Source organism: Altibacter lentus (genome assembly GCF_000746845.1).
In the GTDB taxonomy this organism is placed as follows: Bacteria; Bacteroidota; Bacteroidia; order Flavobacteriales; family Flavobacteriaceae; genus Altibacter; species Altibacter lentus.
Genome location: NZ_KN050846.1, coordinates 1,832,289 through 1,856,851 on the forward strand (window position 1 = coordinate 1,832,289; position 24,563 = coordinate 1,856,851).

Here is a 24,563-nt window from a genome sequence, read left to right on the forward strand (position 1 = left end):
CCCGAATAAAATGGGGCATTCAGAAAGATTTTATGAAGCACCCGAAGCGATACACGATCACCGCAGCACTTCCTTATACCAACGGCCCGGTTCATATTGGCCACTTAGCCGGCGTCTATGTTCCCGCCGATATCTATGCCCGTTTTCAACGAATGCAAGGCAATGATGTTGCCTTTGTATGCGGGAGTGATGAACATGGTGTTCCTATTACCATAAAAGCAAAAAAAGAAGGAATCACTCCACAAGAGGTAGTGGATAAATACCATGCGATCATCAAAAAGTCCTTCAACGACTTTGGGATCTCCTTCGATAATTATTCGCGAACTTCTGCAAAAATACACCACGATACCGCTTCAGCCTTCTTTGAAAAACTGTACGAAGACGGCAAATTCATTGAAGAGATCACAGAGCAACTCTACGACGAGGAAGCCGGTCAATTCTTAGCAGATCGTTTTGTTGTGGGAACTTGCCCCAAGTGTGGTTTTGAAGAAAGCTATGGCGACCAATGCGAAAATTGTGGCACCTCTCATAACGCTACCGATCTTATCAATCCGAAGAGTATGATAAGCGGTAACAAACCGGTTCGCAAAGAAACGAAACACTGGTTCTTGCCGTTGGACCAATATGAATCCTGGTTAAAAGAGTGGATCTTACAAGACCACAAAAAGGACTGGAAAACAAATGTCTACGGACAATGCAAATCGTGGATCGATGACGGACTTCGTCCTCGGGCGGTCACGCGCGATCTGGATTGGGGTATTCCCGTTCCTGTGAAAGGTGCCGAAGGAAAAGTTCTCTACGTTTGGTTTGACGCTCCCATAGGATATATCTCTGCTACCAAAGAATGGGCCCGGCAAGTAGGAAAAGACTGGGAACCCTACTGGAAGGACAGCGAAACCAAATTATTGCATTTTATAGGAAAAGACAACATTGTATTTCATTGCATCATCTTCCCTGCCATGCTCAAAGCCGAAGGTAGTTTTATCCTCCCGGACAATGTTCCTGCCAATGAATTCCTCAATTTAGAAGGAAATAAGATCTCGACCAGCAAGAACTGGGCGGTGTGGTTGCACGAATATCTGGAAGCATTTCCGGATCAGCAGGACGTGCTTCGCTATACACTCACTGCGAATGCTCCGGAAACTAAGGACAATGATTTTACGTGGAACGATTTTCAGGCCCGTAATAACAATGAGTTGGTGGCAATCTTCGGAAATTTCATCAATCGTGTCATGGTGCTTACCGATAAATATTATGAAGGCAAGGTGCCGCAGCCTACTACCTTTATTGAAGCAGACACGCAAACCCTGAAAGAGCTCCGGGCCTATCCGGCTGTTATAGCCAGTTCTATCGAGCGTTACCGCTTTCGGGAAGCGCAACAGGAATTGATGAATGTTGCCCGGTTGGGGAACAAATACCTGGCCGATGAAGAACCATGGAAGACCATTAAAACAGATGAAGCCCGAACGCGAACCGTGATGTACGTCGCTTTACAGGTGGCTTCTGCTTTAGCCGTATTAAGCGAGCCCTTTTTGCCTTTTACTTCGGAAAAACTAAAAGCCATGCTTCGTCTTTCTGAAGGTGATAGCGCACACACATGGGATTCGGTTTCAAAAGATCAAAACGTGTTAAAACCGGAGCACATTATTGGAAAAGGCACATTGCTTTTCAGCAAAATAGAGGACGAACAAATTCAAGAACAATTAGAAAAACTTCAAGCCAGTAAAAAAATGAATGAAGCTGCCAAAAAAGATGTGACACCTCAAAAAGAGACCATACAGTTTGATGATTTTACAAAACTCGATATGCGGGTAGGAACCATTCTGGAAGCCGAAAAAATGCCCAAAGCGAAGAAATTACTTGTGCTTAAAGTAGACACCGGGATTGACGTGAGGACCATCGTTTCGGGTATCGCCGAAAGTTTTACCCCGGAAGAGATCGTTGGACGAAAAGTAACTGTTTTGGTCAATCTGGCGCCTAGAGCGTTGCGGGGGGTAGACAGTGAAGGAATGATCCTTATGACGGAAACTCCGGACGGCAAGCTCATGTTTGTCAATCCGGATGGGGAGGGCATTGAAAACGGGGCAACGATCAATTGATGCTCAAAATAGCGTATCACCCTATTTTTAAACACAACCTGCCTTTAGGACATCGATTCCCGATGTCTAAATACGAACTGTTACACGACCAGTTGCTGCACGAAGGCACCTGTGTGGAGGCCAATTTTTTTTCACCGTCCCGAAGTGCAGACGAGGCGATTCTGGCCGTACACTCAGCGAGCTATCTACACGATCTGCAACATCTTACCTTGGATAAAAGAGCAGCTAGAAAAATAGGTTTTCCACTTTCTGAAGCCCTTGTTAACAGGGAATATGTCATCACACAAGGAACTATTGAAGGTAGTGAACATGCGCTAACAAATGGCATTGCCATGAACATTGCCGGAGGGACACACCACGCATATCCGGAACATGGCGAAGCATTTTGTATTTTTAACGATCAGGCAATTGCCGCACGTTATTTATTGCAGAATCAAAGAGTAAAAAAGATATTGTTCGTAGACCTGGACGTTCATCAAGGAAACGGAACTGCAGTGATTTTTAGAGATGATCCTTCTGTTTTCACCTTTTCCATGCATGGGGCAGGTAATTATCCCTTCCGAAAGGAAAAAAGTGATCTGGATATTGCGCTGCCCGATGGTACCAATGATGAAGCTTATCTTTCAATCCTACAAGAAACACTCCCAAAACTTATAGAAGAACAGCAACCCGATTTTGTTTTCTACATAAGCGGGGTAGACATTTTAGAAAGCGATAAATTAGGTCGGTTGAGTTGTTCCCTGCAAGGCTGCAAAGAGCGTGACAGGTACGTGCTTGAAACTTGTAAAGCACATCACATTCCGCTTCAAATAAGCATGGGCGGAGGCTATTCCCCCGAAATAAAGACGATCATTGAAGCCCATGCAAACACATTCCGTTTGGCGCAAGAACTCTTCTTTTAAATAAAGAACCCCCGCAGCAGATAGCAGCGGGGGTTTTCCTTACATAATAGGAACTATTACTTACTTCCTAACAGTAACAGCTCGTTGCAGACTACTTCGGTAGTGTATCGCTTGTTGCCGTCCTTATCATCCCAGGAGCGGGTGGTCAATTTTCCTTCCACGGCCACTTCCTTTCCCTTGGTCACGTAGCTTTCTACGATCTCGGCAGTTTTACCCCAGGCAACGACATTGTGCCATTGGGTGTCGGTAACCCGCTCGCCTTTTTGATTCTTGTAGCTCTCATTGGTGGCAATACTGAATTTTGCCAATTTTTTCCCGGATTCCAAGGTTAGGATTTCGGGGTCATTTCCTAAGTTTCCAATCAACTGTACTTTGTTTCTAAGTGTGCTCATAATTTCTAAAATTTAAAGATTAAACAGTTAAGATAATTCCCGGGTGTCTCCCGGATCTTTTTAGCCTGAATCGTCACCAGTTGTATTACCTGTACACAATAATGTCACTCCAACGATTCAACACTGCAAATATGAAACAGCTTCCCAAAACGAGTCGGTTGGTACGTATTTACTATCGTTTATAGTTATTTGTAAGCGTTTGTAAACTTTTTAATGGCATCTATATACATTAGGGGACAAGCCTAGAAACAAGGCTTTAGAGAAATTCGGATGAATTTTTTTTGGAAAGTAAAACTTTTTTAACTTCAAAGAGATTAGTACCCTTTACTGCTACCTATTTTCACAGAACGCTAGTTAAAGTCTATTCAAGTTTTGGTAATTTAAGTGTAAGAACGGGTTGCATCCTGTAGAAATGTGAACTACAATTAAGGGCTTTCCCAAATGCAATACTATTTATTTTCCTTCTTTTTAGGGATGGAAACTTTTAAAACGTCATCTAATGAAGTGTTTATTTTTAAAGGTAATTCCTTAGTCTTAGGTTTTTTATATTTTTCTTTATTCTTCCTCGTCATTTTTATCCTCTGGGGGGTTAAATTCAGAAACAAGGCTTTTTATAAGGTCTGCTGAATCAATATTCTTATTGCTAAAGAAATAGTACACCGCATTCCCATTGACAATATGAGTTAAACCATTTATGTATGACGGCCTATCTTTAAAGTACTTGTCAATTATCTTTCTTCTAGAATTATTCTGTTCAAATTCTATTTTTACAACAACATCATTATTTTTAACGTGATTGAATATAATCTTTCTGATTGTCAATATTAACTCATCGCATTCACAAAATTTAGGAAAGTTATCAATGGTAAATTTGTTTAGAATAGCGTTTTGAATATGATTTTCTAAAAAATCTACTTCATACTCTTCTTCAGTAGACTTAATTAAAAGAAGGTATTGACATTCTGTATTTGATTTAATAAAAAAATGAGAGCCATTTTGGCTCTCACGTTCTGAATATAAATGCATTCTAAATAGTTTTAAAGATTTCGTCAAATCTGCCACTTTTATAATCAGCGGTCATTTGATCTAACGTCTCCTTCTTATTCTCTAATCGCTTAACGATTTTAGCTCTTATTTCCTCTGACAATGGTTTATCCGAAACTAGACGAATGGTCCCATTAGTATCAACTCGAATTTCCATAATTAAAAGTTTTAGTTTTTCCCTACTCTAAATATAGAAAAAAAATCTATATAAGAGTGCGCAAAAGTATTAAATTTATATTAAACATACAATTTTTATGCCACATAAATAATGAGTTTTGCTAACATTATCTAAGACTGGGTATTTAATAAAGTGTTTCTTATCAAAGCGTTAAAATTTCACACACTTAGGTAAATTTTATTAAATCCCTATATCTCAAAACACTTTCACTTTGAACTAAGAAATTCTCAAAACGCTCTTGATTGGTCAAATTTCTAGTATTAAACCTCGCTGCATACTCGTCTAAATAACGCTCAAAATGCTTATCACTTACTTGGTGATACACGCCATACAAACCACGCTTTAAAACACTCCAAAAGTTCTCTATGGTGTTGGTGTGTACATTGCCTACTACATACTGTTTAGCGGAATGTACTACTGTTGAATGGTCATAGGTAATGCCTAGATTGCGGTAAACATGGCTTTCGTCTGTATGAATCTCTGAACCCGCTTTTACATGCTTATCAATGATGGGCTGAATTTCGTAATTAACGGCTCTAGGAACTTTCTTAATCACTACATCTCCCCCACGTTCAATAAGCCCTACTACCATAGTTTTAGGGACATAAGGAGTCCCGTCGTTTTTCAAATGTGGGTATACATCTGAACGACTTTTACTCGTATGCTTGTTTTTTTCTTTGCCACCGATATAGGCTTCATCGATTTCTACCATATTTTTCTCGCCTAACATTTTCGGAGCTTTCTCTTTCAGCATTTCTCTAATTCTATGCAATACAAACCATGCTGTTTTTTGCGTAATTCCTAAATCTAAAGCTAATTGTACGCTAGAGATTCCTTTTTTATGAGAAGTAGCTAAATAGATCGCTGCAAACCATATTCTAAATGAGATTTTAGAGTTTTCAAAAATAGTTCCTACCTTAACAGTGAACTTCTTGTAGCACTCGTTATCACTACACTTATACCCTCTTGTAGTTTTATAAGGGTTCAAGCTACCACAATGAGGACAAGCAGGATTACCACCCCATCTTATACCTTCGTAGTATTCAATACAAGTACTTTCTTCCTTAAAGTAGTCTAAAAGCTGTGGTAGTGATTTGAAATTCATGGTTTCTAACATTTTACTCTACAAATATAATAAAAAAATATTGTATGTCATAGTTAATGGTAGTAAAGTTGTGATTTTTTACTTAAATTTGTTTTCAATTTCACTACCATTAATAATGACAATAGAAGATATATATAAAAAGTTTCCGAATGAAGATAGTTGTATTAGATTTTTAGAAAAGCTAAAATGGAATGGAGAACCCGAATGCCCTTATTGTCTTTCAAATAGTCAAACCCCAATAAAGGATAATAGATACCATTGTAATACGTGTAATATATCTTACAGAGTAACGGTCAATACAGCAATGCACAAAACAAAAGTAGACCTGCAAAAATGGTTTTATCTAATACATTTAATTCTTGGGACAAACATGAGCATCTCATTAAGAAACTTAGGGAACGAATTAGGTGTCACTAAAGATACAGCTTTAAGAATGTCAAATAAAATTAAAGAAAGCGTTGTCAAGCAGGATGTTTTAATTCAAAAAATATACAACTATGAAAGAGAATAAACTTTTAAAAGCAACTCATGAAGGGAAGATAAATATTGGTAAAAGAGAGTTAAATGTTGCTGTTTTAGATGACGAAACAAGAATAATAACACAATCGGCTGTTTTTAAAGCATTTGGACGAACAAAAAGAGGTCGAGCAAAGGATGATATAAGGGTGCTCAACAGGCCCGCTTTTATTGACGCAAAAAACCTTCAGCCCTTTATTGACGAGGATTTAGAGGCGGTGCTCAACCCAATAGAATACGTTTCAAAAAACGGCAATTTAACTGAAGGATACAATGCCGAAATACTTCCAAGGCTTTGCAAAGTTTATTTAGATGCAAGGGAATTTAAAAAAATTACAAACAGCCAACTTCCTTTAGCAAGGGCGAGCGAAATACTTCTTATTGGATTGTCTAATATTGGAATAAAGGCTTTAGTAGACGAGGCGACAGGCTATCAAGATGTAAGAGTAAAAAATGCCTTGCAACAGATTTTAGACAAATTTCTTTTGCAAGAAGCAAAAAAATATGAGGTTACATTTCCTCTTGAACTCTACAAACAATGGTTTAGGCTGAATGGATGGGAATGGAAGCCAGAAAACGCTCAAAAAAGACCAAGCGTTTTAGGCAAATGGACAAACAAATATATTTATGATAGAATGGCTCCGGGATTATTAAAGGAATTAGAAATAATAAATCCCAAAAACGATAAAGGTTATAGAGAGCATAAGCACTTCTCTTTTTTAACAGATGAAATAGGAGAACCAAAACTTAGAGAATTTTTTGGGGGACTCATAGCTCTTGCCAAAGCATCTACTTCTTGGAAAAAATATGTTTCACTTGTTGAAAGAGCATATCCTGCTCATGGCGACCAATTAGACTTATTTTTAGATGAAGATGAAAACTAATAATCCAAGATTTGGCAGTATGAGAAATAAAAACATAAAAATCAACCTTATAGCGTTTTATTTTTCAGTTTTTTAAATATATTTTTGATGAAATTAAAACAAAAAAAGCTTTAATCAGTATACTATATAAAACCAATAAAAAACCACTCAAAGAGTGGTCTTAAAAATATAAGGGAAAAACTGTAGATAGCTTACCGGGAAACTTATTAGCTTCCAAAACTAATAAGGTGTAAAGTTAAAACAGCGAAGGAGCTTCCAAAACTCCTTCTCCCAAAATTTCAAGTGGTAATCAAAAGACCGTCAGACATATAACGGTTGCAAGTTAAATTAGGCTTTCTCTCATAAGGAAATGACCTAAACAAGCCAAAGATTACTAACAAAAGGGGAGTTATTCTTAGCGGGATGCTCCCTTTTTCTTTTCACAAAGGTAACAACTTTGTCGTAATAAACGATATTTTTCTTACAAACCTACCTTACCAACCTTAAAAATTTTCTTTAACCTATTCGCTGGATGAGGTGGTTTTTTCTTTGTCCCCTAATGTATATAGATGCCTTTTTAATCATTGTTTTTCTGCTATTTACAAATACTTCTTCAGAAAAAATATCTTTTTCAAAAAATGCTATCTTAGAGGAAATTATAGATTTTGGAGCCTCATGAGTAATTACCATATTAAAAATCTGGAAGAATATTTTCAAGTCTATCGTAAGTCGGTACGGGACCCTGAAACCTTTTGGGAGGAAATAGCCGAAGAGAATTTTGTATGGCAGGAACGTTGGCAGCAGGTACTTGATTTCGATCTAACGGTGCCTCGGGTGAATTGGTTTAAAGGCGCCAAACTCAACATCACCGAAAATTGTATCGATCGGCACCTGTATGCACACGGATCGAAAACAGCCATCCTCTTTGAACCCAACGATCCTTCTGAAACATCACAGCATATTACTTATAAACAACTCCATAAAAGGGTCTGTAAATTTGCCAATGTCCTCAAGGATCAAGGAATTAAGAAAGGAGACAGGGTCTGTATCTACCTTCCCATGATACCAGAGTTGGCCGTAGCGCTTTTAGCCTGTGCACGCATCGGTGCGATCCATTCGGTGGTATTTGCAGGATTTTCGGCTACGGCGCTCTCAACCCGTATCAATGACTGCGACTGTACTTTGGTAGTAACAAGCGACGGGGCTTTCCGAGGTGAAAAGACCATAGACCTTAAAGCTATTGTGGATGAGGCACTGGGAAGCTGTAAAGGCGTAAAGTCCGTTCTCGTGGTCAAGCGCACCCATTCAGAAATACCGATGGTAGAAAACCGTGATATGTGGCTACAACCGTTACTCGACAGCGCTTCAAATCACTGTGAACCTGAACCAATGGATGCCGAAGATCCTCTCTTTATACTCTATACTTCGGGATCGACCGGAAAACCCAAGGGAATGGTACACACCACTGCAGGATATATGGTATACAGTGCGTATACGTTCAAAAATGTATTTCAGTACAGAGAAAAGGATGTGTATTGGTGCACTGCCGATATAGGATGGATCACAGGCCACAGCTATATTGTCTACGGGCCTTTGGCAAACGCAGCCACTACCGTACTTTTTGAGGGAGTGCCCTCCTATCCCGATTGGAGCAGGTTTTGGGCTATTGTGGAAAAGCATAAAGTAAATCAGTTTTACACGGCTCCTACGGCCATTCGGGCCTTGGCTAAAGAGCGATTGGATTTTGCTGAAAACCACGACCTTTCCTCCCTCAAGATCTTAGGCACCGTGGGTGAGCCTATCAATGAAGAAGCTTGGCATTGGTACAATGACAATATTGGGAAAAAGCGTTGCCCTATTGTGGATACATGGTGGCAAACAGAGACCGGAGGTATCATGATCTCTCCTATTCCCCATGCTACTCCAACCATCCCCACGTTTGCTACCTTACCCTTACCCGGGATCCAACCCGCCCTTATGGACGAAATAGGAAATGAGTTAAGCGGCAATTCGGTGAGTGGGCGATTGTGCATTCGGTTTCCGTGGCCTTCCATGGCGCGAACCATCTGGGGAGACCATCAGCGCTATAAGGATACTTATTTTTCTGCTTTTAAAGGCTATTACTTTACCGGGGATGGTGCTTTGCGCGACACAACGGGATATTACCGTATTACGGGCCGTGTGGACGATGTTATTATTGTTTCCGGTCATAATCTGGGGACCGCACCCATCGAGGACGCCATTAATGAACATCCGGCTGTTGCCGAAAGTGCTATTGTGGGATTTCCGCATAAAATTAAAGGAAATGCGTTGTACGGTTTTGTTATTCTGAAGGAAACCGGAGAACAACGGGACCCTGCTAATCTTCGGAAGGAGATCAACCAGATCATCACCGAGCATATAGGCCCTATTGCCAAGCTGGATAAGATCCAATTTACCAAAGGTTTACCCAAGACACGCTCCGGCAAGATCATGCGGCGTATCCTTCGGAAGATCGCCTGCGGTGAAACTGACCGGTTAGGCGACATTTCCACCCTTCTCAATCCGGAGGTGGTCGATGCCATTATTGAAGATGTGCTTTAAAGAAAAGGCTGTAGTACATCCCTTTTCAGAAAAACTAAAAATTAAATGGTTACTTCTTTTGATACACCCCAAACACGAAATCACTGTCATGGGATGTGAGATAGGTATCTTCCAGGTCGAACAACCTTTGAAGCATCGCTTCCTGTTCCACCGTTGGCGTTACAAAGTGGTGCGAGATATCCTTTAAAACACTCATAAGGATATTTCCGCCGTACCCTTTTTCTTCGCATGTGATGAAATGAGCATGTAAGGCAGGTAATATCCCTGCCGAGTCTACACATTCGCTGGGATCTGCCATGATCATTCGCCAAACGCCACTGCCATAATAGCGATTCTTTGGAAAACGGGTCTTAAAACGTTTACGATACTCGGGATCGATACTTTTTAAAGCGTTGTTGATCGCCTTTATTTGATATTTAGGGTATTGCAGGCGATCAGGCCCCACATATTCGTTGATCACTACATATCCGTTGGGTTTTAATGTTTTGTTCACCTGTGATGTAAGCAGTTTCTCAACCTGTTCAAAATGATGCAACGAAGCATTGAAGAGAACGATATCGAAATATTCTTCGGCAAAAGGATACGTATTGAGGTCACTTGCCACAAAGTGGATATTGGAAAGCTGTTGCGCTTCTGCTATTTCTTTGGCTTGTGCTAAACGGTTTTCGGCAAGATCTACACAAACGATCTCTGCAAACTGAGGGTATCGTGCCAATTCTAGTTCGTGGGAGCAGGTGCCGGCGCCAAGGGACAAGAGGCGAAGATCACTGCGCTCCTGACAATAATTAGCGATAAAATGTTGTTTATAGTTGATATCCGGATCACCGGTAATAAGCGTATTCCAGCGTTTGCGCACCTTCGGAATGATCCACCAATTCGAGGATTGTATAAAGGTATCATCAAAGGCACTTTTGGTTCTGGATTTTTTGTCCAGTGTAAATTTACTCAGGAAAAAATCACCTCCACGCTGGGCTACTTTTGAATAAATATCTATAAAATCGTCAAGCGTGATCCATCTCATAACAATCAAAAAGTGGTTAGAGCGGCAAAGATAGCGTTATTTCTCTTTTAAGGATTCCTTAGAATGCATAGGTTGCCGCTACAATCAAGTTTCGGCCGGGAGCCGTGATGCCGGAACTGTAAGGCTGGTAACGCTGATCTGTGATATTCTCTAAAGCCGCATTTAACTGAAGCGCTTCCGTAACGGCATATTGTGCTGCTAGATTCAAGGTATACCATCGCGGTGAATATGGATTTCCGAATGCATCCTTGGCATATAGAAAGTCGTTCGCCGCCTGACTGGGTGCCAGATCCTGAAAGTCGAATTGTCCGTTGTATTCTGCCGAAGCATTGAATTTCCATTTGTCCTTTGCAAAAGTGAGCCGTGTATTTCCAAATTGTGGTGCTGCATGACGAATGGGATTTCGACTTCCATCGTCATCTTCTTCGTACCCATCGGTAATATTGTATTGAGAAGACAATTTCCAGTGCGGTGTGAAATTCACTTCAATTCCCGCTTCAAATCCGTAGATCTCTGCCTTTGCAGCATTCTGAATGGCCTGTACATCACTCAACTCCCCTTGATATTCGATTTGGGTCTGTCCGTTCAGGCTAAAGTCCCTGCGGACCAATGCGTCCTTTAGTTCGGTCATGTATGTTGCCAACTCAATGATCACTACGTTATCAAAAGACAGTGTAGCGGCCAGTTCACCATTGTATGCATATTCCGGTTTGAGGTCCGGATTAGGCACGACCACACTTCCCGGTTCGCTGTCGAAGATCTTTCCAACATCATCTACATTGGGTGCTCTAAATGCAGTGGAAAAGTTTGCTTTCCAACGCAGGATCTCACTGGCTTGCCAGGACAGCCCGGCACTTCCGGTCAATGCCCCTGTGCTTAGGTTGGCATCGTCGAATGGAAAGTCATAGAACCTCTCATCGAATGTAGCGTCCAGTAATATATGGTTATATCGCAGGCCGCCTTGAAACGAGAGTGATTCAGCCAATTGATACTGAAGGCTGCTATACGCTGCGATGCTTTGCCAAGTAGCGCCGTCCGGATAGCGTGAGGCATCAGGTTGAGAGATCCCGGTGGTGATATCGGTCTGGCTTCCGTTACTGTTCACTTTGTTATATACATATTCCAACCCATAGTGGAACTTTCCCTTACTGAAGTCTTTTTCAAAATCCCAGGCAGCACTGTAGGCATGAACCGTTTCATCGGTTTCAAAAAGTGTTGGTTCCCCGAAGTCACGATCGTTTCGGCTTTCCTTAAACCGCTGATAAGACATTGTGATGATACTCTCATCATAGATCCCGCCCTCGTAAGCAGTATTACGGGCTTCCAGATTTCCTGCCAGCCACTCTTGTGGGCCGTAATACCATTCCGCAGAACGCAACATTCCGTTTCTTCTTCGTATCAATCGATCATATCGCGAATAATCGCTTGTGGTTGTATAAAAAAGATTCAAGCCGAAGTCCCATTTTTCCGAAGGCATAAAACGCACTTTTTGCATGGCATTGATCTGGTCGTATCCCGTGGGCACTTGTACTCTAGGATCGGGATTTGTGATCACTACATCTGTACCGTCTATAGTCTCCACGTATTCCGGCCTCAAATAGTCGTCAGGTCCGTGTTCCCCCATTCGCATATCGCCAAAATCACTGTAAGTAACACTTGTTAGAAAAGCCCATTCTTTAAGACCTATGTTGAAATCGACGTGTCCTGTTTTTTCTTCATTGGCGGTAGCGTATCTTGCGGTGGTGCTTCCACTGAAAGACATCCCATCTTCAAAAGAAAATTTAGGTCGTTTGGTATAGAAGTTCATCACCCCGCCCAGCGCATCACTCCCGTATACCACAGCGCCGGGACCTAGTACTACTTCGGTACGTTCTACTGCGAACGGGTCGATGGAGATAACGTTTTGCACATTGCCCCCTCTAAAGATCGCAGTGTTGAATCGAATTCCGTCCACGGTGATCAACAAACGGTTGGTGGAGAATCCACGTATCATTGGGCTACCTCCGCCAAGTTGACTTTTCTGCACGTAGACTTGTCCGCTGTTTTCTAAAAGATCGGCGGCAGTTTGTGGGTTTTGAAATTGGATATCTTCGGAGGTAACGGTCACGATCTGTTGTGGCAGTTCCTTTTTCTTTAAGCCGAATTTTGATACCGAAAGCACTACCTCTTCCAGGCTACTGGCGTCGGTGGTCATGTATACCTTGTTATCTGAAGCTATAATTTTACTCTTAGTAACAGATGTCTTAAGATGCGAAATATGTTGGAAAAAGATGACCTCATTTTCTGAAAACGCCGAGATATCCACCATCCCGTCAAAATCGGTCACTCCGCTTTTTGATTTACCGGTATTATAGACTGCCACCCCGGGAATGGGTTCTTGTGAGTCACTTTCTAGCACTTGAATGGTTTGTGCGGTAGCTGCGCAAAAGGATAAAAGAAATACGGTTAAGAGTAAGGATCGGTTCATAAATTCAATAGAGTTGGTTGAGTACCAAAAGAGATTTCGGTTGTTTGTAACCCTGTATATGAAGTTGGTAATACCGTAATACCAAATCCAGCGTTTCGGCCCGTTCTTTTTTGGTCAATTTAATTTGCGGTAGTGCATCAAAATCTATGCCGAAGAAAGCCTTGAATGTAGCTATTTGCGGGCCTTTTTCTGAATACACTCCAAAAGCGTTTTTCTGAAAATTACCTTCAGCTAAGTTAAAATAGTGAAGGTCAATCGATGAGGCATCGGGATAAAAGCCTAAATAAGCACTAAGTTTAATGAGGAACAGAATATGAAAATTTGCAATGCTGTCATGGTGATCCAGCCAATGGAGTGATTGTTCCAGATATTGAAAAAGCTCTTTGTTTGGTTCCTCTTCTTGAATGCTGTTGCGAAGTATTTCAGAAAGAAACAATACCAATCCACTTTTCACCACATGGGTGTGTAGCGACCGGTAAGGGTGTGACACTTTGGCTTCTTGAATACGCTCAAGCGATCCCTTGTTCCTGTGGTTTGCAACCAGTTCAAGCTGTGTCAAGGGCTGAAATTGAGATGCTTTCAGTTTTCCTTTCTTTGACTTTAACACCCCTCGAAGCAAATAACTTTTTAGTCCGCTTTGCTCGGTAAAGCAACTTACGATAAGGTCGGCTTCGGAATATTTTATAGCGGAAAGTACAATGGCGCGGGTAGTGAGAACCATTAGCGAATGATCATGATTTTCGACACTTTGGTTTCCAGGGCGTCGTCGGTAGTGATCAAGACTAAATATACACCCGAAGCCACCTTGTATCTGCCAAAAGCGGTCGTGTCCCATTGTATACTTCCTCCTTCACTGGTGTCTTCATGGACCAGATTTCCTTCGATGTCGGTGATCTTGACATTCGCTCGCGCAGTAAGTCCGTCGATGGTCACATTGCCACTAAATCCGGGGCGCACAGGATTAGGAAAAACATAGACTTCTTCGAGGTTATCGCGAGGAGCAGTGGAGGTTCCTTTATAGGCAACCAAGCCATTGGTCGTTGCAAAATATACTGTCCCGTCCAAAGGATCAATAGCGATATCCTGGACCCCGTTGGAAGGCAGAGGCGAATTATCCTTAGTAAAACGAAGCAGGGTTTCTTGTCCGTTAGCCGATAAATAGAAAACCCCGGTGGTACTCGTTGCTATCCATTTATTATTGGAACCATCTACCTCAATATCTGTGATCGATTGCTGAAAGAGCAGTTCTTGCGGGACGCCATCCTCCAGGAAGATGATGGGCTGCGCATCGTTGTTGGCTTCGTCATTGAAGAAGTTCCCAACACTGAAAAGTACACGAAGCCCCCTTGTGGATCCTATCCACAGACGATTTTGATTATCAAATGCAAGGCTGCGAATATCTGTACTAACCAAGTTCCCGTTTCCAACATCGTCACTAATGCTATTGAACTGTCCGTTTGCCGGGTTATATCCTATCAATCCGGTTTTTGAAGCCCCAAAAAACACATAGCCTTCTCTGCTTATTTTAAGATCGCTGAATCCTACTTCATTGTCTCCGTCCACTATAGTAGATACATCTATAATTTGAAATTGTCCTCCCGGAGATACTTTTATGAGCGCATCGTCTGTAAAGGATTGCAAGGTCCAAAGATTACCGCTTCGGTCGAAATCTGAACCGTAGACACGTATTCCCGCATTATCATTGTTCGGAGGTACAAAAACTTCCTCCAACGGACTGTTATTTTGATTGTAAAGTAAGAAGTCCTCCAGACCCGTTACTTTCAGCAGTCCTCTCTCGAACGAAGATATCCAAGCTTCATCTGTATTAGAAGGATTAATGGTAACTTCAACTAAATCGTTGATCTCCCCGCCCACCGCTGCAGACAAGTCATCATACGTAATATTCGTCCATGTTTCTTCACGCAGATTACTAATTCCCTCTCGTGTTCTGGGAAATGGATTATAGCTTACATCAATATCTCCGTAGACGACCCATACTTGGCCCGGTGTTACATCCAGCGCAAAAGGGCGATTTAAAAGAGGGCCGCCGGGCAAGATCTGTTCTCCAGTATTCGTCCCAAAAGGCACTTGAAGCATTCCAATCTGGGTAGTTCCTAAATAAAAATTGTTATCAACAGCAATTCCTGCTTGTAATTCATACTCGAATCCCGGAACCGAATTGACTGCAGCCTGTTGTACAAAACCATTTGCATAGGCTTGAATGGTATTGGTAGTAGTGATTGTCAACAGATCATTTACCGTTGTGAAACCAACTACGGCTTCACTGAAGTTTCCCACATTTACAAAACCTCCTCCCGGAAAAAGTTCTAATACCGCATTGTCATTACGAAGCGTATACACCTTATCTCCCAAGCCTTGTACCCCTCGATGAAAACCACTGATAGCCGTAGACCATTCTTCAAAATCAATTAGATCTGGATTGTCAACCAAAGCTCGTAATACCCCGCCCTGCGATGAGGACGCATAGATAAAATCCCCTACAACGGTAGTTTGGTTAATATCTATTTGAGTTCCCAGCGGACCAATAAAGTAGCTGTCTCCAAATTCCAATGCACTTAAATCGAAGACAGATATTCCAAAATCTGCCGCAATGTAAAGGTTCCCTTCGTACTCATTAAAATGGTTGATCCTTTTTTTATTAGGCGGTATGGTCTGTTTATCTAAAATATCTACTACTGAAAGTACATTGTCCTCCCCGTCGATTACAATTTCAATGAGACCTGTTTCATACCCCACAACGAGGACTCCAAAATTCTCGCTGTAATAGATCGTCGAGATCGCTTCGGCAGAAAGTCCATTGACACTGGAAATTGTTTGTAGCTCCTGGGAACCTAAATCGTAATGAAACACCGAATTCTCTGCAGCGGCATAGATCTTGCCATTTCCTTGTGAAATTCCTATTACCGAAGCGTAAGAAAAATATCCTTCCCATTGGTCTTCGAAATTTTGCGCTGTGCTTACTGCGGAAAACAAGGTGAGGAAGAGAAAAGCAAAATACTTCATAAATGGTATTGTTTTTTCAGATAGTATAACATGCTAAAATACTATTTATTGCAGGATTGGAATGAAAAAGGCTGCCTTTTTAGACAGCCTTTTTTTGAATGTATTAGAATGAAAATTAGTTCCTTTTTAAAACTATGCTGCTTCTTAAACAACGCCTTGAGCAAGCATTGCATCGGCAACTTTCACAAATCCGGCCACATTAGCTCCCTTTACATAGTCCACATACCCATCACCATCTTTTCCGTATTTTACGCAAGCCGCGTGAATATCGTTCATGATAGCATGTAAACGTTCGTCTACTTCTTTGGCGGTCCAATTTAATCTAAGTGAGTTTTGAGACATCTCCAACCCGCTGGTAGCTACACCACCTGCATTTGATGCCTTCCCGGGAGAGAACAAAATCTTTGCATCCTGAAACACTGCAATGGCCTCCGGGGTACATGGCATATTGGCTCCTTCACCCACACAGGTACAACCATTGTTTACCAATGTTTTTGCTTCAGCTTCGTTCAACTCGTTTTGAGTAGCACATGGTAATGCGATGTCACACAATACGTCCCAAGGTCGTTTTCCTTCATGGTATTTTGCTGAAGGATACTTGTCTACGTATTCGCTAATTCTTCCGCGTTTCACATTCTTCAGCTCCATAACAAAGGCTAGCTTTTCGGTATTTATTCCTTCTTCGTCATAAATATATCCCGATGAATCTGAAAATGTCACCACCTTTCCTCCAAATTGCATGGCTTTTTCAGCAGCATACTGCGCTACATTTCCGGAACCGGAAATCACAACGGTCTTTCCTTTGAAACTTTCGCCGCGTGTTTCCAGCATGTTCTTAGCAAAATATACGTTTCCGTATCCTGTGGCTTCCGGACGAATCAACGATCCCCCGTAAGACCTTCCCTTGCCGGTAAGTACTCCGGTAAATTCGTTTCGAATGCGCTTGTATTGTCCAAACATATATCCTATCTCTCTTCCTCCAACACCAATATCTCCCGCAGGAACATCGGTATTTGGTCCAATATGACGGGCCAACTCGGTCATGAAACTTTGGCAAAAGCGCATTACTTCATTGTCGCTTTTCCCTTTTGGGTTGAAATCCGATCCTCCTTTTCCACCACCCATAGGCAGTGTGGTAAGGCTGTTCTTGAAGGTTTGTTCAAAACCAAGGAATTTCAAAATGCTTAAATTAACCGATGGGTGAAAACGCAATCCTCCTTTGTAGGGCCCGATAGCCGAGTTAAACTCGACGCGATACCCGCGATTCACTTGTACGTCACCATTGTCGTCCGTCCATGGTACACGGAAGATAATGGTTCGCTCCGGCTCTACCATGCGCTCCAGTAACATCTTGTTTTGGTATTGTTCGTTCTCTTCTATGAACGGGATAACAGTTTCGGCTACTTCGGTAACGGCCTGCATGAATTCAGGCTCATTGGGATTGGACTTTTCTACGTAGGAAATGAAGTCTTTAATGCTTTGTTTCATCTGCTTGTATTTGTTACTATTTATAAAAAATCGTTTAAAATAAGGATCCTCGTTATTCCTTGAATATCACGTTCTTTCCACTCAATATACTTAATCTTCGAGGTTTTCGTTATTTAGGGAACAAATATAATGTATATGGCAAAAAAGCGAATGCTTTTTTTGCGAATACACTAAAAAACAATAGAATATTTCTCTGTTACAGATGTTTTTATATATTTGTTACGTCTCAATCTAAACCGAAAACATAATGAATACCAGAATATTGCTGTTGGTATTTTTCTTCTTGATGCTTTGTAAGCAGGAAGTTTACAGCCAATTTGGCTTCTCCCACGAGGTTGGGATCATTACAGGACCTGTTGCCTTTTATTCCGACTTTGGAGAACGTAACGACCTAGAAACCAATTCAGGAAATATCGGTTTTGGCGTGGGATTGATTCACTACCTAAACTTTTCATACCGCGCAGATTGTAACTGTTATACCCGTGATACGTATTTCAATGACCATTTTAAGTTACGAAATGAAATCGATTATCACAAAACCAATTTGGAACACCTTGGAAAATGGGTAGATCCGGACAAAACAAGTATTACTGCCGACCAACTTAGAGCCATGAAAGGCTCTACCACCGTATTTGATATTGGGTCTCAATTAGAATATTTTCCGTTAAGCATTCGTGATTTTGCAGCCGGTGGCTATAAGATAGCTCCGTTTGCCAGTTTTGGTGTGCACTGGGTAAATTATGATCCCGAGGTGTATAGCGAATTAGGCCCCCTAAACACGCCTATCACCACTCCGAGAAAGTATTTTAACTCCTTTCAGCAAGAGAGTGACTCCACGTGGTCTGTGGTTATGAGCGTAGGGATTCGTTATAAATTAACCCCTTTGAGCGATCTAATGCTCGACAGCCGTTGGCAATATTACTTTTCTAACTGGGTGGATGGACTAAACCCGTCTTTCGAGAACAACCAGGTGGTAGAAGTTCCCGAAAACAAAGCGAATGATTGGATCTACTGGCTCAACATTGGTTACATATATTACCTCGATTAAAAAATTCACTTTATATAAAAAGCCCCGAAATTTCGGGGCTTTATCATTATAGATGCGTCTTGATAGATGCGTCTTGGACTTAGCCAATGGCTTGTTTAAGATCATCAATGAGATCATCGGCATCTTCGATCCCTACACTCAGTCGAATAAGCGAATCGACCACTCCGGTCTTTTCCCGTTCTTCCTTAGGAATACTGGCATGGGTCATACTTGCCGGATGACCGCATAAACTTTCCACACCGCCCAAACTCTCCGCTAGTGTAAAGACCTTTAAATTCTCCACAATACGAATGGCCTCTTCGTAATTATTGCCTTTGGTCACGAAGGATATCATCCCTCCAAAATCGTCCATCTGTTCTTTTGCGATCTTGTGATTGGGATGGCTTTCGAATCCCGGCCAATAAACTTTCTCAATCTTTGGATGGTTTTGTAAATATTCTGCAACCTTTTTTCCATTCTCACAGTGGCGCTGCATTCGAACATGCAGTGTTTTAATGCCCCGTAGCATCAAGAAACTATCTTGAGGGCCACAAATAGCTCCACTCGCGTTTTGAATAAAGTACAATCGGTCTGCCAGGTCTTGATCACGCACGACCAAAGCACCCATCACCACATCACTGTGTCCTCCAAGATATTTTGTGGCACTGTGCATAACGATATCGGCTCCCAGATCCAGCGGTCTTTGCAGATATGGTGTTGCGAACGTGTTATCCACTGCTAACAGCAGATCGTGTTTTTTGGCAATGTTCGCCGCTACCTTGATATCGATGACATTCATCATTGGATTGGTTGGTGTTTCTACCCAAATGAGCTTGGTATTCTCATTCACATAGTCTGCAATATTCGCGGCATTCTCCATTCCTATAAAATGAAACTTTATGCCGAAATTTTCATACACTTTTGTGAACAAGCGATAACTACCTCCATATAAATCGTTCGTGGAGATCACCTCATCACCGGGTTTTAACAATTTCATCACTGCATCGATGGCAGCCAAACCACTTCCAAAAGCCAGCCCGTGATCTCCGTTCTCCAAGCTTGCAAAGGCACGTTCTAAGGCAGAACGGGTAGGGTTATGGGTACGTGAATATTCGAACCCTTTATGCCCTCCGGGGGTTGATTGTGCATAGGTTGTTGTTTGGTAGATAGGGGGCATGACCGCGCCATACGCTTTGTCGTGTTCCTGCCCACCGTGAATTGTTTTGGTATTAAACTTCATAAATTTCAATTTTGAAAAACAAAAGTACATGATTCCGTTATGATAAATAAATCTATAGTATTTTTAACGAATGAATAACAAATCTTTGGTCGTTTTACTGTGGTCCCTTATGGGTTTGAGTTGTGCTAAAGAGAATGTGCTCACTGTTAGCCCAAACAATCTTACGGAAGCAGACGTCGCCGTGTGTGATGATGCGTTTTGTCCGGAAGTAACCGTGAGCTACGTGATCGTTTCGGGGGAGTCTTCTATTGCTGAAACTATCAATACAAAGATCGAAACTTTTATAATTAAGGCACTGAACTTGGGAGATCCCGAAGAGGAGCCCAAGGCCGCAACTGTTGCTGAAGCCATTACTCATTTTATTGAGATGTACCGAATTCACAGTGCAGAATTTCCCGATATGGGTGCCGCCTATTTTGCAAATGTTTCGGTGACCGAAACATTTCACGCTCCCCATCTTCTTTCTTTCGAACTGAAAAACTATTTGTTCACCGGCGGGGCTCACGGGTATGGGAGTACTATTTTTCTGCATGTAGATCCGCTAACGGGAGCAGAAATTTCTTCCGAAGCACTCTTTAAAGATCTCAACGGTTTCAAGGCTTTCGCTGAGAAAAAGTTCCGTGAAGCGAACGGCATCCCAATTTCAGAAAATATAAACACTACAGGTTTCTGGTTTGAGAACGATACATTTACATTGCCCGAATATATTGGTATTACCGACCAACACATAATTTTACGATACAATCAATACGACATCGCGAGTTATGCCGCCGGTCCCATTGAAGTGTTAATTCCAAGAAAAGAAGCCGAAACTTACTTAAAAATTAAGTCATGAAAAAGATCTATTACCTTTCTTCCTGTGACACGTGCAAACGCATTTTAGACGAACTGGAACTTCCGCAGTCCTTCATTAAACAGGATATCAAAACTCAAGGCATCACCGAAGAAGAATTAGAAGAGCTGTACAACCTCGCAGGCAGCTATGAAGACCTTTTTAGTAAAAGGGCGCGCCTCTATAAAGAGCGAAACCTCAAAGAGGAAGGCTTGCTGGAAGAGGATTTTAAAAACTTATTGCTCGAGCATTATACTTTTTTAAAGCGCCCTGTGTTGGTCAATAACGATCAAATTTTTATTGGCAATAGTAAAAAGACCATAGCAGCGGCAAAAAAATCTGTACAGAAGCATTGATGAACAAACGCGTACTTGCCTTACTTGCAGCGACAGCCGCAAGTGCTATCTATGGTGCCAACCATACCATCGCCAAAGGGCTAATGCCGCACGTGATAGAGCCTTTCGGGTTTATACTGCTTCGCGTATCGGGAGCAGCCTTGGTGTTTTGGGCGATAAGCCTTTTTCTACCTTCGGAAAAGGTCGATCGCCGGGATTGGTTTCGCATAGTGGCCTGTGCCTTTTTTGGAATGGTCCTTAACATGCTTATGTTCTTTAAAGGATTGAGCTTGTCTACGCCAATAAACAGTTCGGTAGTGATAACTCTGGCTCCGGTACTGTTATTGATTCTTTCGGCCATCTTTCTTAAAGAACGAATTACCTGGCTCAAATCTATTGGGATAGGTCTTGGGCTGGCAGGTGCTCTATTGTTGATCCTTTTCGGACTCAAAATGCAACCCAATGCTCCCAACATTCCTTTAGGAAATTTGTTGTTTGTTGTGAATGCAGCATCCTATTCGGTCTATCTTATCTTAGTGAAGCCTCTGGTAGCAAAGTATAGTTCCATCACTCTTATGAAATTGTTCTTTCTGTTCGCAGTAATTATGAACCTCCCAATTGGTATCCAAGAGTTTTCTAGCGTAGCTTGGGGCGCACTGGATTGGAGCTCGATCTGGCGATTGGGCTTCGTGGTGATCTGTACCACAGTGCTTACCTATCTCTTTAATATCTACGCATTAAAACAATTGAGTCCGTCCACCATTGGGGCATTTATCTATTTACAGCCACTGCTTGCTACACTGATTGCGGTCTTGGTGGGATCTGACACACTTACGCCCTTGCGTGTACTTGCGGCCGCATTGATCTTTATCGGGGTTTTCTTATCGACACGAAAACCCAGAATTTCTTAAGTTCTACAAATCAAACAATTAAACACATCGGGTGAAAAATATTTCAGAATAACGCGTAGGTTCTGGAATTCCAGACCGATTACTTCGTAATATTCCCCTATATTTAGGTCTATTCGGAGAGAAATGCCAGCTATCGAGAAAAGAAAAATATCCATCGCCATCCCTTGTTATAACTCTGCAAATTTCATTCAGGATGCGCTTCGCTATCCCATCCTCGACGAGCGTGTTGACGATATCGTTATATCGGATGACGGCAGTGATGATTTTGAAGAGTTAAGCCGCAAAGTAGGAGAATTAAACGCTCCTAAAATTAAGATTCATAGAAATACCGTTAATTCGGGAGGCTGCTATAAAAATAAAGCCATTGCTGCTTCCTATGCCAAAAACGACTGGCTTATTCTTTTAGATTCAGATAATTTTTTTGATAAAAATTTTATTGATGCGTTATATTCAATCCACAAATGGGAAGAAAATACTTTCTACTGTCCTGCTAATGGAATGATCTTGCCACATTTCAATTTTGAAGATTTTGATAGGCGTATCGATTTTGACATTTTTAAAGAACATTTAAAAGGAAGGAAGGTGAGTACAACACCACGATTAAAATTCCTTTATACTGTTTTCTTTAATAGCCCCAAGTTTCTACAAAAATTAATCTCTTACGCATTTATGATGAATAAATCCAACCGCTTTTTATCACTTATGAATGATTCAAATTACTTTGTAAATAAAGAATCTTTCTTGATAAATCATGAGTTGTCCAAAAAGGAAAAACTGAATCCTTTCTCTGCAGATACTATTTTTAGCAATTTCATTTGGTTACGACAAAACAATTACATGCAAGTCGTTCAACAAATGACCTATTTTCACACGGTTCATAGTGAGTCCTACTGGGTGAAAACCATGGAAAGCTATTCGCATGTTTTAAAGTGGATTATTGACCAAATGGACATCAGTTCAACACCAAAAAAATAAAGTTCAATAGTTTTATTTTGTCGGTATAGCCCCAAAATCTACCGGAGTTTGTCCATATTTTCTGGTATCTTCTTTAGTGAGAATCTTAAAATCATCTGTGTGATCCAAACCTTCTAGGTAATGGAACAGATCTTCGGGGAGGTGCGTTAATTTGCGAGTGGTAAGATCGATCCATGCGCCTAACATTTCACAGCGTGCCAAATTACGCCCGTTGGGATCATAGAAATTGTGTAAGAATTCGAAGAACATACCGTCTTCTGAAATTCCTTTTAGTTGTAACGATACGCGCACGGGTTTTCCGGGAAAAACTTCTTTAAAATAATACATGTGCTCGTGCAGTGCAACAGGACCCAGGTTCATTTTCGCCAATTGAACCTGCCCAAAACCCTTTTCTAAAAAGAAGCTCATACGGGTATGACTCATAAAATCAATATATGCACTATTGCGCAAATGCCTGTTGGCATCTACATCACTCCATCGCACTTCAAACTCTTTTGTATACATGGCTCTTTTTTTTGCAAATTTAACCTACTTTCGCCTTCTAAACTGCGCTCTTTTGTTTAGATTCTGTTAAAATTAGTGCTTTCCATGCCTTTAGTAAAGAGTTCTTACATTGCTCCTCGTTTGTTCAGAAATGGTCATTTTTCTACCATTTATTCGGCGAAGCTTCGGCCATCTCCAACTTTGGTCCAACAACGGGAGCGCATCGATCTTCCGGATGGTGATTTTTTGGATATTGATTGGTCCTACGCCTCCTCAACCGCTTCGAAAGTAGCTGTATTACTTCACGGATTGGAAGGGAATGCCCAGCGTACGTATATGAAAGGACAGGCCCGGATGCTCGTAAAACATCAATGGGATGTGGTTGCCATGAACTATAGAGGTTGCAGTGGCGAGCCTAACCTTCTGTATCCCTCTTACAATGCCGGAACTACCCAGGACCTGCATGTTATCCTTCAACACATCTTAGCATTAGACCGCTACGATGAGATCGCTCTTATTGGTTTCAGTTTGGGAGGAAATCTTATGCTGAAGTATTTAGGAGAACGTGACACCCTTCCGAAGCAATTAAAGAAAGGAGTGGCCATCTCCACACCTTTAAGCTTAGAAGGATCTCTGGAGTCCCTCAGCCAATTTTACAATTGGGTCTACAGAACTTCCTTCCTTTACAACTTGAAAAAGAAGTACAAGACGAAAATGCTTCAGTTTCCGGAACGAATGACCTCTTCGGAACTTAAGAAAATTAAGTCATTACTCGATTTTGACAACCTATATACTGCCCCGGCTCACGGCTTTGAGGATGCCTATGAATATTACCAAAAGAACAGCAGCCTGCAATTCCTTCCGAAGATAACCATCCCCGTTCTTTTACTGAACGCAAAAAATGATACCTTCCTTTCACCGGACTGTTATCCAACAGCAATTGCCAACAACAACGGTAACATCTATCTGGAATCCCCCGAACATGGCGGACACGTTGGGTTTCACCAAACCAATGACGCTTATTACAGCGAAAATAGGGCATTACAATTTCTCCAAGAGAATTGAATCGCTTCGCTCA

At 41.5% G+C, this 24,563-nt stretch carries 22 protein-coding genes; 11 read left to right on the plus strand and 11 right to left on the minus strand.

What is annotated here, in order from left to right; genetic code table 11:
• Nucleotides 1-32: 32 nt before the first annotated feature.
• Both metG and JS40_RS08475 read left to right on the plus strand, forming a co-directional pair.
• Nucleotides 33-2,099 carry a methionine--tRNA ligase gene (gene metG, locus JS40_RS08470; RefSeq protein WP_034259870.1) on the plus strand — a complete coding sequence of 689 codons (2,067 nt, stop codon included), beginning with the start codon at nucleotides 33-35 and terminating at the stop codon, nucleotides 2,097-2,099.
• Nucleotides 2,099-3,001: a histone deacetylase family protein gene (locus tag JS40_RS08475; protein ID WP_034259872.1), complete on the plus strand. Its 903-nt coding sequence runs from the start codon at nucleotides 2,099-2,101 to the stop codon at nucleotides 2,999-3,001. Before metG ends, JS40_RS08475 begins: the two co-directional genes overlap by 1 nt.
• A gap of 56 nt (nucleotides 3,002-3,057) precedes the next feature.
• Here JS40_RS08475 and JS40_RS08480 read toward each other — a convergent pair whose 3' ends face one another.
• The 4 genes from JS40_RS08480 to JS40_RS08490 form a co-directional block, all read right to left on the minus strand.
• Nucleotides 3,058-3,393, minus strand: a complete 336-nt coding sequence (locus tag JS40_RS08480; protein ID WP_034259874.1) for a single-stranded DNA-binding protein — start codon at nucleotides 3,391-3,393, stop codon at nucleotides 3,058-3,060.
• Between the two features lie 555 nt (nucleotides 3,394-3,948).
• On the minus strand, nucleotides 3,949-4,419 hold the full coding sequence (locus JS40_RS08485) for a hypothetical protein (protein ID WP_034259876.1): 471 nt from the start codon (nucleotides 4,417-4,419) through the stop codon (nucleotides 3,949-3,951).
• A gap of 1 nt (nucleotide 4,420) precedes the next feature.
• The gene (locus JS40_RS15465) at nucleotides 4,421-4,594 is read right to left on the minus strand and encodes a hypothetical protein (RefSeq protein ID WP_160172963.1); all 174 of its coding nucleotides are present in this window, start codon (nucleotides 4,592-4,594) and stop codon (nucleotides 4,421-4,423) included.
• Nucleotides 4,595-4,781: 187 nt separating this feature from the next.
• Nucleotides 4,782-5,720: an IS1595 family transposase gene (locus JS40_RS08490; protein WP_160172964.1), complete on the minus strand. Its 939-nt coding sequence runs from the start codon at nucleotides 5,718-5,720 to the stop codon at nucleotides 4,782-4,784.
• Between the two features lie 115 nt (nucleotides 5,721-5,835).
• Here JS40_RS08490 and JS40_RS08495 point away from each other — a divergent pair, with 115 nt between their 5' ends.
• The 3 genes from JS40_RS08495 (at nucleotide 5,836) to acs (ending at nucleotide 9,682) form a co-directional block, all read left to right on the plus strand.
• Nucleotides 5,836-6,231, plus strand: coding sequence for a transposase (locus tag JS40_RS08495; protein ID WP_160172965.1), 396 nt, complete (start codon nucleotides 5,836-5,838; stop codon nucleotides 6,229-6,231).
• Nucleotides 6,218-7,120: a P63C domain-containing protein gene (locus JS40_RS08500; protein ID WP_034259881.1), complete on the plus strand. Its 903-nt coding sequence runs from the start codon at nucleotides 6,218-6,220 to the stop codon at nucleotides 7,118-7,120. The genes JS40_RS08495 and JS40_RS08500 overlap by 14 nt, the downstream gene beginning before the upstream one ends.
• A gap of 654 nt (nucleotides 7,121-7,774) precedes the next feature.
• On the plus strand, nucleotides 7,775-9,682 hold the full coding sequence (gene acs, locus JS40_RS08505) for an acetate--CoA ligase (protein ID WP_034259883.1): 1,908 nt from the start codon (nucleotides 7,775-7,777) through the stop codon (nucleotides 9,680-9,682).
• A 49-nt stretch (nucleotides 9,683-9,731) separates the two neighbouring features.
• Here the strand turns inward: acs and JS40_RS08510 are convergent, their stop codons facing one another.
• The 5 genes from JS40_RS08510 to gdhA all read right to left on the minus strand — a co-directional run bounded on the left by JS40_RS08510 (nucleotide 9,732) and on the right by gdhA (nucleotide 17,682).
• Nucleotides 9,732-10,703: a class I SAM-dependent methyltransferase gene (locus tag JS40_RS08510; RefSeq protein WP_034259885.1), complete on the minus strand. Its 972-nt coding sequence runs from the start codon at nucleotides 10,701-10,703 to the stop codon at nucleotides 9,732-9,734.
• 58 nt (nucleotides 10,704-10,761) lie between these two features.
• Nucleotides 10,762-13,170, minus strand: a complete 2,409-nt coding sequence (locus JS40_RS08515; protein ID WP_034259886.1) for a TonB-dependent receptor — start codon at nucleotides 13,168-13,170, stop codon at nucleotides 10,762-10,764.
• Nucleotides 13,171-13,174: 4 nt separating this feature from the next.
• Complete coding sequence (gene recO, locus JS40_RS08520; RefSeq protein ID WP_034259888.1) at nucleotides 13,175-13,891, minus strand: DNA repair protein RecO; 717 nt, start codon at nucleotides 13,889-13,891, stop codon at nucleotides 13,175-13,177.
• Complete coding sequence (porZ, locus tag JS40_RS08525; protein WP_034259891.1) at nucleotides 13,891-16,194, minus strand: type IX secretion system anionic LPS delivery protein PorZ; 2,304 nt, start codon at nucleotides 16,192-16,194, stop codon at nucleotides 13,891-13,893. Before porZ ends, recO begins: the two co-directional genes overlap by 1 nt.
• Before the next feature lie 144 nt (nucleotides 16,195-16,338).
• Nucleotides 16,339-17,682, minus strand: coding sequence for an NADP-specific glutamate dehydrogenase (gene gdhA, locus JS40_RS08530; RefSeq protein ID WP_034259894.1), 1,344 nt, complete (start codon nucleotides 17,680-17,682; stop codon nucleotides 16,339-16,341).
• A gap of 247 nt (nucleotides 17,683-17,929) precedes the next feature.
• On the opposite strand from gdhA, the gene JS40_RS08535 reads away from it, so the two are divergent.
• Nucleotides 17,930-18,730 carry a THC0290_0291 family protein gene (locus JS40_RS08535; protein ID WP_034259897.1) on the plus strand — a complete coding sequence of 267 codons (801 nt, stop codon included), beginning with the start codon at nucleotides 17,930-17,932 and terminating at the stop codon, nucleotides 18,728-18,730.
• Between the two features lie 79 nt (nucleotides 18,731-18,809).
• Here the strand turns inward: JS40_RS08535 and JS40_RS08540 are convergent, their stop codons facing one another.
• Nucleotides 18,810-19,949 carry a cystathionine gamma-synthase gene (locus tag JS40_RS08540; protein ID WP_034259900.1) on the minus strand — a complete coding sequence of 380 codons (1,140 nt, stop codon included), beginning with the start codon at nucleotides 19,947-19,949 and terminating at the stop codon, nucleotides 18,810-18,812.
• A gap of 70 nt (nucleotides 19,950-20,019) precedes the next feature.
• Between JS40_RS08540 and JS40_RS08545 the strand changes: the two genes are divergently transcribed.
• The 4 genes from JS40_RS08545 to JS40_RS08560 all read left to right on the plus strand — a co-directional run bounded on the left by JS40_RS08545 (nucleotide 20,020) and on the right by JS40_RS08560 (nucleotide 23,002).
• A complete protein-coding gene (locus JS40_RS08545; protein ID WP_034259903.1) occupies nucleotides 20,020-20,784 on the plus strand; it encodes a DUF3298 and DUF4163 domain-containing protein in 765 nt (254 codons plus the stop codon).
• On the plus strand, nucleotides 20,781-21,137 hold the full coding sequence (locus JS40_RS08550; RefSeq protein ID WP_034259905.1) for an arsenate reductase family protein: 357 nt from the start codon (nucleotides 20,781-20,783) through the stop codon (nucleotides 21,135-21,137). Before JS40_RS08545 ends, JS40_RS08550 begins: the two co-directional genes overlap by 4 nt.
• A complete protein-coding gene (locus JS40_RS08555) occupies nucleotides 21,137-22,027 on the plus strand; it encodes a DMT family transporter (protein ID WP_034259906.1) in 891 nt (296 codons plus the stop codon). Before JS40_RS08550 ends, JS40_RS08555 begins: the two co-directional genes overlap by 1 nt.
• Before the next feature lie 123 nt (nucleotides 22,028-22,150).
• Nucleotides 22,151-23,002, plus strand: coding sequence for a glycosyltransferase family 2 protein (locus JS40_RS08560; RefSeq protein ID WP_034259908.1), 852 nt, complete (start codon nucleotides 22,151-22,153; stop codon nucleotides 23,000-23,002).
• Between the two features lie 12 nt (nucleotides 23,003-23,014).
• On the opposite strand, the gene JS40_RS08565 is transcribed toward JS40_RS08560, so the two are convergent.
• Nucleotides 23,015-23,506 carry an acyl-CoA thioesterase gene (locus tag JS40_RS08565; RefSeq protein WP_034259910.1) on the minus strand — a complete coding sequence of 164 codons (492 nt, stop codon included), beginning with the start codon at nucleotides 23,504-23,506 and terminating at the stop codon, nucleotides 23,015-23,017.
• A gap of 84 nt (nucleotides 23,507-23,590) precedes the next feature.
• On the opposite strand from JS40_RS08565, the gene JS40_RS08570 reads away from it, so the two are divergent.
• A complete protein-coding gene (locus tag JS40_RS08570; protein WP_034259912.1) occupies nucleotides 23,591-24,550 on the plus strand; it encodes a YheT family hydrolase in 960 nt (319 codons plus the stop codon).
• Nucleotides 24,551-24,563: the final 13 nt, after the last annotated feature.

Bases quoted from the DNA above. Each gene is read 5' to 3' on its own strand.
- metG (WP_034259870.1), top strand. From the start codon at position 33: ATGAAGCACCCGAAGCGATACACGATCACCGCAGCACTTCCTTATACC.
- JS40_RS08475 (WP_034259872.1), top strand. From the start codon at position 2,099: ATGCTCAAAATAGCGTATCACCCTATTTTTAAACACAACCTGCCTTTA.
- JS40_RS08480 (WP_034259874.1), bottom strand. From the start codon at position 3,393: ATGAGCACACTTAGAAACAAAGTACAGTTGATTGGAAACTTAGGAAAT.
- JS40_RS08485 (WP_034259876.1), bottom strand. From the start codon at position 4,419: ATGCATTTATATTCAGAACGTGAGAGCCAAAATGGCTCTCATTTTTTT.
- JS40_RS15465 (WP_160172963.1), bottom strand. From the start codon at position 4,594: ATGGAAATTCGAGTTGATACTAATGGGACCATTCGTCTAGTTTCGGAT.
- JS40_RS08490 (WP_160172964.1), bottom strand. From the start codon at position 5,720: ATGAATTTCAAATCACTACCACAGCTTTTAGACTACTTTAAGGAAGAA.
- JS40_RS08495 (WP_160172965.1), top strand. From the start codon at position 5,836: ATGACAATAGAAGATATATATAAAAAGTTTCCGAATGAAGATAGTTGT.
- JS40_RS08500 (WP_034259881.1), top strand. From the start codon at position 6,218: ATGAAAGAGAATAAACTTTTAAAAGCAACTCATGAAGGGAAGATAAAT.
- acs (WP_034259883.1), top strand. From the start codon at position 7,775: ATGAGTAATTACCATATTAAAAATCTGGAAGAATATTTTCAAGTCTAT.
- JS40_RS08510 (WP_034259885.1), bottom strand. From the start codon at position 10,703: ATGAGATGGATCACGCTTGACGATTTTATAGATATTTATTCAAAAGTA.
- JS40_RS08515 (WP_034259886.1), bottom strand. From the start codon at position 13,170: ATGAACCGATCCTTACTCTTAACCGTATTTCTTTTATCCTTTTGCGCA.
- recO (WP_034259888.1), bottom strand. From the start codon at position 13,891: ATGGTTCTCACTACCCGCGCCATTGTACTTTCCGCTATAAAATATTCC.
- porZ (WP_034259891.1), bottom strand. From the start codon at position 16,194: ATGAAGTATTTTGCTTTTCTCTTCCTCACCTTGTTTTCCGCAGTAAGC.
- gdhA (WP_034259894.1), bottom strand. From the start codon at position 17,682: ATGAAACAAAGCATTAAAGACTTCATTTCCTACGTAGAAAAGTCCAAT.
- JS40_RS08535 (WP_034259897.1), top strand. From the start codon at position 17,930: ATGAATACCAGAATATTGCTGTTGGTATTTTTCTTCTTGATGCTTTGT.
- JS40_RS08540 (WP_034259900.1), bottom strand. From the start codon at position 19,949: ATGAAGTTTAATACCAAAACAATTCACGGTGGGCAGGAACACGACAAA.
- JS40_RS08545 (WP_034259903.1), top strand. From the start codon at position 20,020: ATGAATAACAAATCTTTGGTCGTTTTACTGTGGTCCCTTATGGGTTTG.
- JS40_RS08550 (WP_034259905.1), top strand. From the start codon at position 20,781: ATGAAAAAGATCTATTACCTTTCTTCCTGTGACACGTGCAAACGCATT.
- JS40_RS08555 (WP_034259906.1), top strand. From the start codon at position 21,137: ATGAACAAACGCGTACTTGCCTTACTTGCAGCGACAGCCGCAAGTGCT.
- JS40_RS08560 (WP_034259908.1), top strand. From the start codon at position 22,151: ATGCCAGCTATCGAGAAAAGAAAAATATCCATCGCCATCCCTTGTTAT.
- JS40_RS08565 (WP_034259910.1), bottom strand. From the start codon at position 23,506: ATGTATACAAAAGAGTTTGAAGTGCGATGGAGTGATGTAGATGCCAAC.
- JS40_RS08570 (WP_034259912.1), top strand. From the start codon at position 23,591: ATGCCTTTAGTAAAGAGTTCTTACATTGCTCCTCGTTTGTTCAGAAAT.